The organism is Corynebacterium sp. HMSC078A10 (assembly GCF_001811565.1).
In the GTDB taxonomy this organism is placed as follows: Bacteria; Actinomycetota; Actinomycetes; order Mycobacteriales; family Mycobacteriaceae; genus Corynebacterium; species Corynebacterium hesseae.
In genome coordinates this window covers 26,411-41,158 of sequence record NZ_KV805216.1, presented here as the reverse complement: position 1 = coordinate 41,158, position 14,748 = coordinate 26,411, and the positions used below count along the sequence as shown (strand labels likewise).

The 14,748-nt window shown below is 57.6% G+C and carries 11 protein-coding genes; 9 read left to right on the top strand and 2 right to left on the bottom strand.

Annotated features, from left to right (window positions below; all coding sequences use genetic code 11):
* Positions 1 to 81: 81 nt before the first annotated feature.
* A complete protein-coding gene (locus HMPREF2808_RS08195) occupies positions 82 to 963 on the bottom strand; it encodes a LysR family transcriptional regulator (protein WP_246818537.1) in 882 nt (293 codons plus the stop codon).
* A 130-nt stretch (positions 964 to 1,093) separates the two neighbouring features.
* On the opposite strand from HMPREF2808_RS08195, the gene HMPREF2808_RS08190 reads away from it, so the two are divergent.
* From HMPREF2808_RS08190 to HMPREF2808_RS08180, 3 genes are read left to right on the top strand one after another with little or no spacing between them, the layout of a single operon-like run.
* A complete protein-coding gene (locus tag HMPREF2808_RS08190) occupies positions 1,094 to 2,749 on the top strand; it encodes a thiamine pyrophosphate-dependent enzyme (RefSeq protein ID WP_070624412.1) in 1,656 nt (551 codons plus the stop codon).
* A 12-nt stretch (positions 2,750 to 2,761) separates the two neighbouring features.
* Positions 2,762 to 4,096: an aromatic amino acid transport family protein gene (locus tag HMPREF2808_RS08185; protein ID WP_070624411.1), complete on the top strand. Its 1,335-nt coding sequence runs from the start codon at positions 2,762 to 2,764 to the stop codon at positions 4,094 to 4,096.
* A gap of 13 nt (positions 4,097 to 4,109) precedes the next feature.
* Positions 4,110 to 5,150: a histidinol-phosphate transaminase gene (locus HMPREF2808_RS08180; protein ID WP_070565231.1), complete on the top strand. Its 1,041-nt coding sequence runs from the start codon at positions 4,110 to 4,112 to the stop codon at positions 5,148 to 5,150.
* Here HMPREF2808_RS08180 and HMPREF2808_RS08175 read toward each other — a convergent pair.
* Positions 5,147 to 5,914, bottom strand: a complete 768-nt coding sequence (locus tag HMPREF2808_RS08175; RefSeq protein ID WP_246818536.1) for a TetR/AcrR family transcriptional regulator — start codon at positions 5,912 to 5,914, stop codon at positions 5,147 to 5,149. The genes HMPREF2808_RS08180 and HMPREF2808_RS08175 overlap by 4 nt on opposite strands.
* Positions 5,915 to 5,962: 48 nt before the next feature.
* On the opposite strand from HMPREF2808_RS08175, the gene HMPREF2808_RS08170 reads away from it, so the two are divergent.
* The 6 genes from HMPREF2808_RS08170 (at position 5,963) to HMPREF2808_RS08145 (ending at position 14,612) form a co-directional block, all read left to right on the top strand.
* Positions 5,963 to 7,474 (top strand): flavin monoamine oxidase family protein, encoded by a 1,512-nt coding sequence (locus tag HMPREF2808_RS08170; RefSeq protein WP_070523320.1) that lies wholly within the window; start codon positions 5,963 to 5,965, stop codon positions 7,472 to 7,474.
* Between the two features lie 2 nt (positions 7,475 to 7,476).
* Positions 7,477 to 8,421 carry a universal stress protein gene (locus tag HMPREF2808_RS08165; protein ID WP_070523323.1) on the top strand — a complete coding sequence of 315 codons (945 nt, stop codon included), beginning with the start codon at positions 7,477 to 7,479 and terminating at the stop codon, positions 8,419 to 8,421.
* Complete coding sequence (locus HMPREF2808_RS08160) at positions 8,418 to 9,971, top strand: APC family permease (RefSeq protein ID WP_070597272.1); 1,554 nt, start codon at positions 8,418 to 8,420, stop codon at positions 9,969 to 9,971. Before HMPREF2808_RS08165 ends, HMPREF2808_RS08160 begins: the two co-directional genes overlap by 4 nt.
* A gap of 25 nt (positions 9,972 to 9,996) precedes the next feature.
* Positions 9,997 to 11,373 (top strand): NAD-dependent succinate-semialdehyde dehydrogenase, encoded by a 1,377-nt coding sequence (locus HMPREF2808_RS08155; protein ID WP_070597270.1) that lies wholly within the window; start codon positions 9,997 to 9,999, stop codon positions 11,371 to 11,373.
* Positions 11,374 to 11,925: 552 nt separating this feature from the next.
* Positions 11,926 to 13,110 carry a class II histone deacetylase gene (locus HMPREF2808_RS08150; RefSeq protein ID WP_070597268.1) on the top strand — a complete coding sequence of 395 codons (1,185 nt, stop codon included), beginning with the start codon at positions 11,926 to 11,928 and terminating at the stop codon, positions 13,108 to 13,110.
* Positions 13,107 to 14,612 (top strand): APC family permease, encoded by a 1,506-nt coding sequence (locus tag HMPREF2808_RS08145; protein ID WP_070597266.1) that lies wholly within the window; start codon positions 13,107 to 13,109, stop codon positions 14,610 to 14,612. Before HMPREF2808_RS08150 ends, HMPREF2808_RS08145 begins: the two co-directional genes overlap by 4 nt.
* Positions 14,613 to 14,748: the final 136 nt, after the last annotated feature.

Sequence of the window (14,748 nt, the reverse complement as noted above, 5' to 3'; positions counted from 1 at the left end):
CAAAGTTATAGCCTCTGATTCAAGATCTGGCCTGATCTTTGGCAACAACGACAGTTATGCCCACTGCAAACTAAGCAGACCCTAGCGAAGCGACCCCTCAATAAAACTGCGGAACCGCCGAGCAATCTGCGCAATTTCCTGCCCCGCGAAGTGGCCCGGGGACCACGCCGCCACCAGCGGCACACCGCCCAGAGCGCGCTCGCCATCAACGACATCAAAACCCACCAGCCGCGCCGGCTGCAGCTCCGTCATTAATGCTACGGCTCGCCCGGCACGCGCCAAGGCGCATAACGTCGCCGTATCATCGCACTCCACGTGCGAGCCCAGGGCATAGCCAGCCGTGCCCACGAAGGAATCCACCACCCCGCGGGACACGCTGCGCCGCGAGGGCAACGCCACATTTTCCTGCAGCAAGCGCTCGACCTCCACGCTTGTCGAACCCGCACACTCGAGCGCCAGCGGGTGCGTCGGCGGCGCCCAGGCACGCACCGGAATCGTGCCCAGCGGCAAGGAAGCCACGTCATTGCCCGGCGGGATGGTAGCAATCACCATGTCCGCTGAGCCTTCCAGCGCGTCGAAGACGTCGTAGTGCGAGACCGGAGTCGTGGTAAGCAGAGGAATCGACGAGCCGGCGGCCTCTATAAACGGAGCGAGAAGCGTCGACATCGTCGTCGGCGTGGCCGCCACGCGCAGCGCCGGAATTCTGCCAGCCCGAAGTGCCTCCACCGCCTGCCCGGCGCGCGCGGATGCAGCGAGGAGGCGGCGGCAGGTGGGAATGAGGGCATGCGCTGCGTCGCTCAGCACAAGCGCAGATCCAGCCCGCACGAAGAGCTCAAGGTCCAGCTCCTTTTCAAAGCGCCGGAGTTGGCGGCTCAGCGCCGGCTGGGTAATTCCGAGGCGTGAGGCGGCAGCGGTCACCGTCCCGGCCTCAGCCACCGCGAGGAAATATTTGGCCTTCACCATGTCCATTCCCCTACTTTTACCAGCCCCCATGCCCTATATGCATGGCTTTAGAGCTCTAGCAACATTAGACAACATGACATCACCAAAGAATAATGAGACCACTACCACAACGAAGTCAGAGAGGTTCTCCATGTCACATGTCGGCGCCGCCATTGCCGCATCCCTTGCCGCGCACAATGTGCCCCGCGCATTCCTCGTACCCGGCGAAAGCTTCCTTCCCGTGTTGGACGGACTCTACGATTCCCCCGTCGAAGCCATCGTCTGCCGCCACGAAGGCGGCGCCACCTACATGGCCGAAGCCCAGGGCAAAGCCACCGGCCAGCCCAGCGTCGCCATGGTCACCCGCGGGCCCGGCGCGGCCAACGCCTACGTCGGCATCCACACCGCTTGGCAGGACGCTACCCCGCTCGTCCTCTTCGTCGGCCTCATCCCCACCTCGGACCGCGACCGCGAATCCTTCCAGGAATTCGATCCCAAGGCGTGGTTCGGCACCCAGGCCAAGCAGGTCTTCGTCCTCGACGATCCGGAGCGCGCCTCTCGCGTCGTGGCCGAAGCCTTCTTCCAGGCCCAGCAGGGCCGCCCCGGCCCCGTCATCGTGGGGTTGCCGGAGGATGTTCTCCACCAGGAGTTCACCGGCACCATCCACCCACCCATCCCGGTTGCAGAAGGCGCGCTTTCCGACGATCACCTGGACCTCCTCTCCCGCGAACTGAGCCACGCAGAGCGACCACTCATTTTTGCCGGCGGTCCGCGCTGGACCCCAGAGACCGCGGAGAAGATCACTCGCTTCGCCGAAGAGCACCGTATCCCGATCATTCAAGACTTCCGCGCCGCCGACCGCGTGCCTTTCGACTCCCCCGCCAACGCCGGCTGGCTCGGCTACGGCCGCGACCCCCGCGCGGCGCAACTTTTGGAAGCCGCCTCCCTCGTCATTGAAGTTGGTGCCGTTCTCGGTGATGTTCCTACCGACGGCTATACCCTGCGCCAGTCACCGCAGGCGCGCAACATCGCCATCAATCCCGACACCAGCCTGCGCGGGCACTCGGTACCCCTCGAGAGCCACATCGTGGCAAGCCCTGTGGCCTTCGCCAACACGCTGGACCGTCTAACCGTCGAGGGCACGGAGCAGCGCGGCGAGTGGTTTGATTCCGCGCACGCGAACCACCTCAACTTCGCCACCCTCCCCGAGCCCGCAGACTACCGTCCAGGCAAAGAGGGCACCGCCCACATGGAGGCCATCCTCGCAGCGCTCCACGAGCAGTTGCCCAAGGACTCGATCTACACCTTTGGCGCCGGCAACCACTGCATCTGGGCCCAACAGTTCTTGCGCTCGACGGTCTACCCCTCCCAGTTCAGCGTGCGCAACGGCTCGATGGGCTACTCCATCCCGGCCGCAGTTTCCACCAAGCTGCAGTTCCCGGAGCGCACCGTGGTCACCATTGCTGGCGATGGCGAATACCTCATGAACGGCCAGGAGCTGGCCACCGCGCTGCAATACGGCGCGCCTTTCCTCATCATCGTGATGTCCAATGGCGAGTTCGGAACCATCCGCGATCACCAGAAGAAGCACTTCCCCGATCGCGTTTCCGGCACGCAGCTGGTGAACCCGGATTTCGCGGCGGTTGCCCGCGGCTTCGGCGCCCACGGCGAGCTCGTCACCGATGACGCACAAGCACCAGAGGCAGTCGCGCGCGCTCTAGCCGCCATCGCCAACGACGGGGTACCGGCACTGATCAACGTCATCACCGATCAAGAGCATTCCCTGCCTATTCCGCCCACCAACTAAAGGAGGCTCATCATGAGCTCTACCAACACTCCCCCAACAACCACGCCACCCACTACTGAGCTGAAGGAGGGCGAGCACATTGTGGGCGATGGGGTCGTCGCCAAGCAGCGCCCCGCCGCATCCACCGCATCGTGGATCATTACGCTCTTCGGTACCGCCGTGGGTGCCGGCATCCTCTTCCTGCCGCTCAACGCCGGTGGTTTCGGGTTCTGGCCGCTGGTCTTCGCCACGGTCTTCATCTTCCCGCTGGTGTTTTTCTCCCACCGCACCTACGCGCGCATCGTCGCGGGCGCCCCCAAAGAGGACCACGGCAAGGACATCCTCGAGCTGGTCTCGCAGTACCTGGGCAAGGGCCAAGGAATCGTCTTCGCGGTGCTGTATTGGATCACGGTCTTTTCCACGGTCCTGATTTACGGTGTCTCCATCACTAACGCGGTGGATAGCTTCATCGTCAACCAGCTGGGCGGGCCTTCGCTCGACCGGTGGCTACTGGCCATGCTCTGCGTCGGCGTCATGACCGGTGCCTTCGCCATCGGCCGCAAGCCCATGATTTGGCTGGCCCAGGTGCTGGTGTACCCGCTGATTATTGCGCTGGCCGTCACCTCCATTTACCTCATCCCGCGCTGGGACCTGCAAAGCTTCCTTCACTTTGATGACGGCTCGGATGGCTACGGCGGCATTTTCAAGGGAATTTTCCTCATCCTGCCGGTGCTGGTCTTCTCCTTCTCCCACATGGCAGCGCTGTCGCAATTCGCCCTCGATATGCAGCCGCAGTACGGCGAGAAGACCGAGAAGCGCGTCTCCCGCACGGAGTTCTACACCTCCATCCTGCTCGTGGTCTTCACCATGTTCTTCGTGTGGTCCTGTGTCCTCGCGCTCGGCGCCGACGGCATGAATGAGGCCCTCGAGCAAAACATCCCGGTGCTCTCCTACTTCGCCAACGTCACCGGCACGCCGTTCATGGCCTACATGGCGCCCATCGTGGTCATCTGCGCCATCGTCTCCTCTTACTTCGGCCACATGCTCGGCACAGAAGAAGGCACGGAGTACCTGCTGAAGAACGCCGCTCCGAAGCTGGCGGAGAAGGTCTCGCACCGCACGCTGCTCAACATCATTTATGTCATCGCCTTCGTGTGCACCACGCTCGTGGCGATCTTCAACCCCTCCATTATTTCCATGATTTCCGTGGTCTCCGGTGTCTTCGTGGCGTTCATCGTTTACCTGGTTCCGGTGTACATGTTCAAGAAGTTGGACGTGTACAAGCAATTCCGCAATGACCCGTGGAACTACTTCGTCTTCGGCATGGGCCTGTTGATTATGGCCGTGACCATCTGGGACATGATTTAGAAAGGACGTGATTATGCTTCGTAATGATCTCTCGAGCTTCCCCGAGTACAAGGTGGGCAAGGACTTCCCCAACGCGCTCAAGCTCTCATCCAATGAGGTCCCCTTCCCGCCAGCTGAGGACATCATCGCCGCGGTTGCCGACGCCGCCCGCACCACCAACCGCTACCAACAGCCCGGCAGCCTGGAGCTCACCAATGCACTGTGCAACTACTTGGGCGTGCCTGCGGATAATATCTTCGTCTCCGCGGGCTCCACGCCCATCCTGCAGGCCACCATTTTGGCGTCCTGCCATACAGGCGATGAGGTAATCGTGCCCTGGCGCAGCTTTGAGGCCTATCCCCTGTACGTGCGCATGGCCGGCGCGGAGCCGGTTCTGGTCCCACTCACGGAGGATTACCGCGTCGATCTGGAAGCAGTACTCGAGGCGCTAACGGAGAAGACCAAGCTCATCATCTTGTGCAACCCCAATAACCCGACGGGCACCGTGATTACCCGCGGTGAATTCCGCGCCTTCATGGACAGGGTGCCCAAGGATGTCGTCGTGCTGTTGGATGAAGCCTATTGGGAATACAACGACGCCCCCGATACCCCGGATTCAGTGGAGGAATACCAGCGCTACCCCAACCTGCTCGGCGTGCGCACCTTCTCCAAGGCGTGGGGATTGGCCGGCATGCGCGTGGGCTACGCGGTGGCAGGCGAAGAGATCATCAACGCGCTGCGTCTGCTCTCCCTGCCGCTGACGGTGACAGCCATGGCGGAAACCGCCGCCGTGGAGGTGCTCAAGCGCCACGACGAGCTTGCCGACGCCGTCGAGATCACCAAAGCACAGCGCGACCGCGTCTGCGCGGAGCTGGGTGCTGAGAAGTCCTACGGCAATTTCGTGTGGCTGCCGCGCGCGGATGCCGCGGAGGTGGAAACGAAGATGCTCGATGAAGGCGTGGTCATCCGCCGCTACCTCGACGAAGGCGTGCGCGTGTCCATCACCGATGAGGCCGAGACCACCCAGTTCTTGGAGGCCTGGCGGCGCGCGGGCATTGAGCCTTGGAGGGGCTAGCTATTCTTCTCGTCGGGGAGATCTGACAGGAGGGCTTCAAGACCTAAGCGGAACGGCTCGTCGGCATAGGGATTCCTCTGATCCTGGCTCTCTGCCATGGAGGCGTCCGGTGAAAAAGCGCCGCGCGCATCGGCCAGTGCCGGTGCGCGCGCCTCACTATCCACCGGAAGGTCAAAGATGTCTTCGGGGGCGTGGACATCGTAAGCACTGCCATAAATGAAAGATTCCAATGCCACGATGCGCGGCATGATGGCCGAGCTTGGAAGACCAGTCAGCTTCAAAACTCGGGCTAGCACCTCGTACATTTCAACCGTACGAGGTGCTCCAGAAATAGGAGTCAACGCAATAATCCGCACGAGCGGAACATGCCGTGCACAGACATCGCGGTAGGACGTTGCCCATCGTTTTAATGCATCGCGGGGTGAGAGAGTCGGGGAGTCCTCCAATGCGGCATACAAGGAACTGCATTCCACTTGCTCCATGACTGCATCTTCGATCAGCGCGAGCAAGTCATCTTTCCCCGAAAGGTGGTTGTACAACGCGCTGGTTCCCACGTTTAGACGGCGGGCAATGCGCGCCATTGTGAGTTTTTCATATCCTTCTTCCCCCACAATGGTGAGCGCAGCCTTAGCGATTTTTTCGCGCGTAACCAGCGCTTTATGGGGACGACCTTTAGGCCGATGCGAATTCACAGCTCCGAAACCTTGTCTCACGTTACGTTCCTTCTGTACAGTGATACGAGACACAAAATGAATGATGTTCATTTTGCCACACCTGCCCCTTCATCGTCCCATAGGAACGGAGACACCTTCATGACTTCACTCGTCAATCCAGACAATCCCGTTATCGAGCGCGATGTCGTCGTTATCGGCGCCGGCCCCGCTGGCCTCATGGCCGCACATACCCTAAAGAAGAAGGGCCTGAGCGTAGCCGTCCTCGAAGCTCGCGAGCGCGTCGGCGGCCGTACCTGGAACGGCAAGGTCAAGGATGCACAGGGAGTCGAGCACTTCGTAGAGCTCGGAGGCCAGTGGATCTCCCCCGACCAGACCCGCCTCATCGAGCTCGTTGATGAACTCGGCCTCGAAACTTTCTCCCGCTACCGCGAGGGCAAGTCGATCTACGTCTCCCCTGATGGCACCCGCCACGAGTACGAAGGCACTGTATTCCCAGCCGATGAGAAGACCATTGCTGAGATGGACCGCCTCATCAAGATCATGGATGAACTCGCAGCGGAAATGGACCCCGCAAACCCTTGGTCCCACCCGCGCGCCAAAGAGCTAGACTCCATCTCTTTCCGCTCTTGGCTTGAGGAGCTTTCCGACGACACTGAGGCCATCGACAACGTTTCGATTTATGTGGCGTCCGGCATGCTGACCAAGCCCTCCTACACGTTCTCCACTCTTCAAGCAGTGCTCATGGCTTGCTCCGCAGGCTCCTTCAGCAACCTTGTGGATGAGGACTTCATCCTGGATAAGCGCGTCGTCGGCGGTATGCAGTCCGTTTCCTTAACTCTTGCCAAGGGCTTGGGCGACGATGTCCACCTCGGCACTCCTGTGCGCGAGCTTCACTGGGCGGAGCCGGATGCATCTACCGCGGACGAACTCAACAACATCAAGGCAGATGTTCGCAATGGTGTCGCGGGTAATGGCGAGGCTGGAAACGTTACCGCCATTTCGGAGAAGGTCACTGTAAAGGCCCGTTTCGCTGTCCTTGCTGTTCCGCCAAACCTGTACAACCGCATCTCCTTCGTTCCGCCGATGCCGCGCGACCAGCAGATTGCGCACCAGCACATCTCCATGGGACTGGTTATCAAGGTCCATGCCATCTACGACACCCCGTTCTGGCGCGAAGAAGGACTCTCCGGCACCGGCTTTGGTGGCGGCCGCCTCGTTCAGGAGGTTTACGACAACACCAATTACGGCAAGAATTTTGCCGAATCGACCGCAGATAAGGAAGACACCTACGGCACCCTCGTGGGCTTTGTCTCCGACGTTTATGCAGAGGAGATGTGGCACCTGCCGGCTGAAGAGCGCAAAGAACGCATTCTCGACGCCATGGCAGATTACCTTGGCCCAAAGACCAAAGAGCCCATCGCTTTCTACTTGTCTGACATGGCAGCCGAAGAGTGGACGCGTGGTGCCTACGCTACCTCCTATGATCTCGGTGGACTCTCGCGCTGGGGGCACCTCCAGAATCAACCGACCGGCCCCATCTACTACGCATGCTCCGACATCGCTGCGGAAGGTTACCAGCACGTCGACGGCGCAGTACGCCAGGGCGAGATCGCCGCACTGGCTATCGCAGAGCAAGCAGCGAAGGCTTAAACATGGCTCCCGCAAGTTTCCCTCGCCGCAGCACTAGTGGTTGCATCCTCGTGGGCTACGTCGCTACCGATTTCGGCAAAGACGCGTTGCGCTTAGGAATTGCTCTCGCAAAAGAGCGCAACGTGCACCTCGAACTCGTTATGGTAGCCCCCGCGCATAGCTCCTTCTCGGGCGTTTACCCGCACGACCGTGGCTATGACTCCATTGTGGAGGAACAAATCGCTGGATGGCTGGAGGAGGCTCTCGCGGAGGTTCCTGAAGAAATCACTGCAACCGCACGCATCGTGACGGGAGATTCCGAAGCTGCCGCGCTCTGCGAAACTGCGGAGACCCTTGGTGCTGACTTGCTCGTCGTTGGCGCCCGGAAGGGCGGCCTCTTCGGACGTTTCCAGATGGGTTCCGCGGTCAATGCGCTCTTGCACTCTGCCCCCGTTCCTGTCGCGCTTGCACCACGCGGATACTCCTACCCAGGCCCTATCACTCGAGTCACAACCTTCTTCGGTCCTCGTCGTGGCACCTCCGACGTCATTGCGATCGGCCTTGATCGTGCGCGTCGCCGTGAGATTCCCTTGCGGCTCGTTTCGCTCGTCCTAAGCGGTGAGTCTGACATGCATGGGCTCGGAACCGACGTGCCCAGTGCGCTCAATGCTTATGCCAACCGAAAACTGGCTGACTCCGCTCAACACATGCTTGACGCCGGACACGCCACCACCGAGGTGGCGTCTGGCAAGGACGTCAGCACAGCCCTAGAAAAGTTGAGCTGGCAAGACGGCGAAATCGCCGTTGTCGGTTCCTCCCGTATGGCCGTTCCTGGACGGCTCTTCTTAGGCTCAACAGCGTCTCGAATGCTCCGCTTGATCCCAGTCCCCATGATTGTTGTGCCCGCCGGCTACATGCAAGCCGGCGAAGAAAACAATCTTCTATCGAAAGGTGGTGACAACACATGACCACCACGACCCCTTCGACGCCAACCACCCACTCGGTAAATGAGACAGCGTCGGACAAAGGCCTAGCTACGGGCCGCGTCGGATTACTTGGCGCAGTCGTCATTGGCGTCAGTTGCATCGCCCCTACCTATACGCTGACCTCCGGTATTGGCCCAACGATTTCAGCTGTGGGTCAATACGTCCCGGCAGTGCTGTTGCTGGGCTTTATCCCCATGCTGCTTGTAGCGTTTGCCTACCGCGAGCTCAACAACGCAGTCCCTGATTCAGGTACTTCCTTCACGTGGGCTACAAAGGCCTTCGGCCCGTGGGCCGGCTGGATGGGAGGATGGGGGCTTATCACCGCCACGATTCTGGTGCTATCAAACCTGGCGGCGGTGGCCGTCGATTTCTTCTACCTACTTCTTGGTCAGCTCTTCAATAACCCGGCTATTAGTGATCTGACCCGGAACCTGTGGGTTAATATCCCGACTACCTTCGTCTTTATCGCTATCGCGGGCTACATTTCTTACCGCGGACTCGACTCAACTCAAAAGCTGCAGTATGTACTCGTTGCGATTCAGATTGCTGCCATTGTGCTTTTCGACGTCGTCGCAATCCACAACGCCTATAACAACGGCGGATTCGACTTCACACCGATTTCGCTCGAATGGTTCAACCCGGTTGGCATCGGTAGCTTTTCCCTCATTGCTGCGGGCATCTCACTGTCTATCTTCATGTTCTGGGGATGGGACGTAACCCTCACGATGAACGAGGAAACAAAGAACCCCGAAAAGACGCCGGGTCGTGCAGCTACGATCACGGTGCTCATCATCATCGCGCTGTATATCCTCACCGCGCTGGCAGTCATCACTTGGGCCGGCACAGGTGACACGGGCCTGGGCGCTGGTAATCCAGAAAACCAGGAATCGATTTTCGCGGCACTTTCAGAGCCCGTCTTGGGTAAGGCCTCGATCCTGATCTATATCGCGGTCCTGTCCTCTTCCTTCGCCTCCCTGCAATCCACGATGGTGGGCCCCGCCCGCACCTTGCTGGCCATGGGCTACTACCGCGCATTGCCGCCGGTGTTCGCAAAGATCAGCCCCCGCTTCCGTACACCGTCGACGGCCACCATTGTTTCCGCTGCAGCAGCAGCCGTGTTCTACGCGGTAACCCGCCTTATTTCGGAAAACGCGCTATGGGACACCATCGCTACGATGGGCCTCATGGTCTGTTTCTACTATGGAATTACGGCCGTGGCCTGCATCTGGTACTTCCGAACCGAACTGTTTAGCTCGATGCATAACATCGTGTTCAAGTTCCTCTTCCCCACTGTGGGCGGCGGATTCTTGCTCATGATGTTCTTCATCACTGCATACGATTCCATGGATCCGTCCTACGGATCCGGGTCTGAAATCGGTGGTATCGGCATGGTCTTCATATTGAGCGTCGCTGTCTTAGGGCTCGGCGTATTCATCATGCTGTTCACCCGCTTTGCCCACCCAGGATTCTTCAAGGGCGAAACCCTCACGCGAATTTCCTCGCGCGACGACGACCAGCAACCGCTGGTCTAACTACACACGAGAAAAGGAGTAATCAATGTCCAACACCTATCGCGTACAGAACCCCGTAACCAATGAGGTAGTCGAAACCTTCGATACCGCTACCGACGCTGAAGTCGAAGCAGCACTGGCAAAGTCCGCCGCGGCTTATAAAGAGTGGTCTGCACGCCCCATCTCTGAGCGCGCAGAAATCATGACCCGCGTCAGCGAGCTCTTCGAGGAGCGCAAGGAAGAACTAGCCCAGATTGCCGGCGAGGAGATGGGCAAGTTCCACTCCGAAGGCATCGAGGAAGCTGAGTTCTCTTCCGCCATTATCAAGTACTACGCCGATAACGGCGCAGACTTCACCAAGGACCAGGAGATCCCGACTGCCTCCAACGGCACTGCAGTCATCCGCCGCCTGCCTATCGGCCCACTGCTCGGCATCATGCCGTGGAATTTCCCCTACTACCAGATCGCCCGCTTCGTGGCACCCAACCTGATGCTGGGCAACACCATCATTCTCAAGGATGCGGAAATCTGTCCGCGCTCGGCCCTCGCCGTTCAGAAGATCATGGATGACGCTGGCGTTCCTGAGGGCGTGTACAACAACGTCTTTGCTTCCCACGACCAGATTTCCACCATCATCGCGGACTCTCGCATCCAAGGTGTATCTCTTACCGGTTCTGAGCGCGCAGGCTCCATCATCGGCGCGCAGGCCGGCGAAAACCTCAAGAAGGCTGTTCTCGAGCTCGGCGGCTCTGACCCGTATGTCCTGCTCGATACTGACGACGTCAAGGCAGCTGCGGAGCTGGCATGGGGCACGCGTATGTACAACACCGGCCAGGCCTGCAACTCGAACAAGCGCATGATTGTCATGGAAGACATCTACGACGAGTTCGTCGCTGAGCTCGAGCGCCTCGCCAACGCTGCTGTAAAGTCCACTCCGGACAACCAGCCTGAAGGCGCATACTCTGCGCTGTCCTCCCGTGAGGCAGCCGAAAAGCTGCGTGACCAGCTGGACCGTGCCGTTGCTGCCGGTGCTAACTTGCGTGCAGGCGGCGAGCTCTCTGAGGAAGGTGCTTACGTCTCCCCTGCTGTCATCACCGATATCCCGGTTGGCTCCGATATCTACTACGAGGAGTTCTTCGGCCCAGTCGCGACCGTTTACAAGGTAAGCAGCGACGAAGAAGCCCTCGATTTGGCTAATAACACCCAGTACGGCCTCGGCGGCACCGTGTTCTCCCAGGACACCGAGCGTGCCGCCGCTGTCTCCCGCCGTCTCGAGTGCGGCATGGCCAATGTCAACACTCCTGCAGGCGAAGGCGAAGAAATGCCATTCGGTGGCGTAAAGCGCTCCGGCTTTGGCCGCGAGCTCGGCCCGCTTGGCATGGATGAGTTCGTTAACAAGCAGCTCTACTACGTGGAGAAGTAGCCCGAAATAGATCACCAAAAGGGTGTTGGATTATCGACGGATAATCCAACACCCTTTTGGTTTTCGTACGCCCCAATTGAAGTAAAACCTGTTTCATCAAACTCAATACGAGTCCACCTGTAATCGGCATTAAAACACCTATCAAGGTTGGATTAATTCTTATACCAAGTTACAAACCTACAATCCTCCACGCGAGATAATATTATCCACCACTATCCTCGGCAAAATCATCGAGAAAAACTTTCACCCCTACCCACTCACCTGCACAGTTACAAATATTCACGAACGATAGATCGCCCAACCTGCAATCAGTCCACCCCCACAACGGGGTAACTAGTCGTGAATTTTATTCGATTCAAAATCGCTATATTGCCGTTAGTAAATACCTCTAATAGCAGTTCGGAAACAGCGGACTCCACCGCCAATATTAAAAAACATAACGGCACCTTAGAGAAATTAACCTTCCCCGCAATTAAGGCGCAAACAGTCTCTCAAATCACACTCGACAAGTACTATGGTCTGCAACACCACAGCCGAAAGGAAGGATTGTAAATGTCAACCAAAAAGCAAGATAAAGTCTCTGTGGGTTATCTCTGGGACACGCTCTACGGATGGCACGACACAGGCACGGGTGGCAATGCGCCGGCGAACCCAGCCCTTGGCCTACAACCCGTGAACCGCCACTTCTCTTCGCCGGAACCAAAGCGACGCCTAAACGAATTAGTGCAGGCCTCGCAGCTCCGCAAACACCTCACCAATCTTTCGGCAAAGCCGGCGGCGAAGGAGCAACTCGAAAGAATTCACTCCAAAGAACACATCGAGTCGATGCTCCAACAGTCTCAACTACCGAAAGGTGGCGATTGTGGAGATGGAGGATCACCGTTCGGACAAGGAGGCGCAGACATTGCGAAGCTCTCAGCTGGCGGCGCAATTGAAATGACTCGAGCTGTACTAGACGGAGAGGTTGACCGTGGGTATGCCTTGATTAATCCTCCGGGACACCATGCTGAGAGGAACCGTGGCTTAGGCTTCTGCCTTTTCAATAACGCGTCGGCTGCAGCGTCTTTTGCTCTCGAGGAACGCGGTCTAGAAAGAGTCGCAATCGTAGATTGGGATGTTCACCATGGCAACGGAACCCAAGACATCTGGTGGGAAGACAACCGTGTTCTCACAGTATCCATCCACCAAGATAGAAATTTCCCGGTCGACAGTGGTTTCGTCGAAGAACGAGGCTCCGGAAAAGGCAAGGATTTCAACCTGAATATCCCCCTTCCTCCAGGAAGTGGCGACCTAGTGTATGAAACCGCGCTTAATGAGATCGTCATTCCAGCGCTCGAGGAATTCAAGCCAGAATTAATCATCCTTAGTACAGGCTACGATGCCGCGATGATGGACCCTCTAGGCCGCATGATGGTAACAACCTCGGGTTACTACAACATGACTCAGGCTCTTGCAGCTGCTGCAGACAGCCTTTCTGAAGGAAATCTAGTCGTGGTCCAAGAAGGCGGCTATTGCCAGTACTACGTTCCTTTCTGCGGTCTTGCAGTGTTTGAAAGCCTGACCGGTGAAGAGTCCGGTTTCAAGGATGAATACGCCGAAATCGTGGAAGGACAGATTCGAAAGACGTTCACAGATGAACAAATCGAGTATCTAAGAAAGGCATATACCGCTCACTTCAAAGAAGACAGCCCCGCGCTTGAAAGTCTCTCCCCTGCTACAAGTGATGGTGCCGTATGAGCGAAAAGATTCGTACCCTCAAGACGCACAACATTGTCTTTCTAGTAATTGCAGCAGCTGCACCTTTAACGGTGGTTTCCGCCGGAGTAACGGCAGCATACGCCACATCTGGAATGCCAGGAGTTCCTCTCGGCTACCTGCTTTGCGGAGCACTCGTGGCATTCTTTTCAGTCGGCTTCTGCGCTATGGCCAAGGAGATACCCAATACTGCTGCATTCTTTTCCTACGTCTCCGCCGGCCTCGGGAAAAGTCACGGTTTAGCAGCTTCTTCACTGGCTATCGTTTCTTACACTGCTATGCAGATCGCACTTTACTGTCTTCTCGGATACACAGCATCTAGCTTATTTGAATCGATAGTAGGCACCTATATCCACTGGGCGGTGTGGGCACTCATAGCTTTAAGCCTAGTGGCATTTCTAGGCATTAAATCTGCCGATGCCACTTCGAGAATTCTAGGAGTTCTTCTCTTCTTGGAGTCTTGTGCCATCGTGTTCTTCTGTGTTCTCGCAATCCGCAACCCTGCAGATGGGCTCTCGATTGGCACCTTATCTCCGTCCGCGCTCATTGGAACTGGCACAGGAACTCTCCTCGCGTTCACTATCGCCGGGTTCATGGGAATTGAAAGCAGTGCTATGTACTCTGAGGAGGCAATCAATCCGGAGAAAACCATCCCAAACGCGACGCTTATATCAATTCTGATTATTTCCGGCTTTTATGGATTCTCTTCATGGTCAATTGCCCAAAGCACTGGAGAGTCTCAGGTAGTTGATTCTGCGCAAGAATATGGTTCGGATCTGTTCTTCAACTTTATTGCCAGCCAGGGATACGAGTCCATCGTTCCGCTAATTCAGCTTCTCTTGGTCACCTCCCTCTTCGCAGCCGTTACAGCCTTCCACAATTCTATTTCCCGCTACCTCATGGCGCTGGGGCGAGAACAGGTTATTTGGAAGAACCTCGGCACGACTAGCGAAAATGGTGCCCCTGTTGCGGCATCGCTTTTCCAATCTTGCTTCGGTTTGTTTGCCATCGCCACGGCACTGCTTGCTCAAAAGCTCTCAGGATATGACGAAAGCTTTCCATCAGCAATCGTGTTCTCTTGGATGAGTAACGCTGGTGGTTTCGGACTCGTCTTCTTGCTTCTAACCACTTCGGTCTCGGTTTACTTCTATTTTAGGAAGCACAAAGGGCTTTACCCAGTGTTCGTCACAAAAGTGGCGCCAACTATCGCCATCATTGGGTTCGGCACAATGTTCGTGCTGATCTTGGCCAACTTCGAGAACCTCATTGGCGATGCCGAGCTGTGGTATTTGGTTTTCGTGATTCCAACCATCATCCTCTTGTGTGGAGTAGCTGGCTTTGTTCGCGGCGAGCTGCTCAAGCGCTCCCATCCTCACATCTATAGCAACATCGGTTCTGGACATCCCCCAGGCGAAAGCCGCGTGCAGAGTAGGGCAACCGCTGAGCCGAAAAACTCTCAACTAGTCACATCAGCACAAGATTGATCCAAAGCACGAAAACGTGAACACGGTATTGAACGCTTATGGGAAACCTCGGGGACGTACGCCCCGATTGTGCAGAGCTAACGAAATCTACCGGTAACGACAAGAGCGGCGGTGGGCTACTTCGCAGTAGCCCACC

What these genes read in the sequence shown, in the direction of transcription:
- HMPREF2808_RS08145 (WP_070597266.1), top strand. Translation starts at nt 13,107, where the DNA reads ATGAGCGAAAAGATTCGTACCCTCAAGACGCACAACATTGTCTTTCTA.
- HMPREF2808_RS08155 (WP_070597270.1), top strand. Translation starts at nt 9,997, where the DNA reads ATGTCCAACACCTATCGCGTACAGAACCCCGTAACCAATGAGGTAGTC.
- HMPREF2808_RS08165 (WP_070523323.1), top strand. Translation starts at nt 7,477, where the DNA reads ATGGCTCCCGCAAGTTTCCCTCGCCGCAGCACTAGTGGTTGCATCCTC.
- HMPREF2808_RS08170 (WP_070523320.1), top strand. Translation starts at nt 5,963, where the DNA reads ATGACTTCACTCGTCAATCCAGACAATCCCGTTATCGAGCGCGATGTC.
- HMPREF2808_RS08175 (WP_246818536.1), bottom strand. Translation starts at nt 5,914, where the DNA reads ATGAACATCATTCATTTTGTGTCTCGTATCACTGTACAGAAGGAACGT.
- HMPREF2808_RS08180 (WP_070565231.1), top strand. Translation starts at nt 4,110, where the DNA reads ATGCTTCGTAATGATCTCTCGAGCTTCCCCGAGTACAAGGTGGGCAAG.
- HMPREF2808_RS08160 (WP_070597272.1), top strand. Translation starts at nt 8,418, where the DNA reads ATGACCACCACGACCCCTTCGACGCCAACCACCCACTCGGTAAATGAG.
- HMPREF2808_RS08195 (WP_246818537.1), bottom strand. Translation starts at nt 963, where the DNA reads ATGGTGAAGGCCAAATATTTCCTCGCGGTGGCTGAGGCCGGGACGGTG.
- HMPREF2808_RS08150 (WP_070597268.1), top strand. Translation starts at nt 11,926, where the DNA reads ATGTCAACCAAAAAGCAAGATAAAGTCTCTGTGGGTTATCTCTGGGAC.
- HMPREF2808_RS08190 (WP_070624412.1), top strand. Translation starts at nt 1,094, where the DNA reads ATGTCACATGTCGGCGCCGCCATTGCCGCATCCCTTGCCGCGCACAAT.
- HMPREF2808_RS08185 (WP_070624411.1), top strand. Translation starts at nt 2,762, where the DNA reads ATGAGCTCTACCAACACTCCCCCAACAACCACGCCACCCACTACTGAG.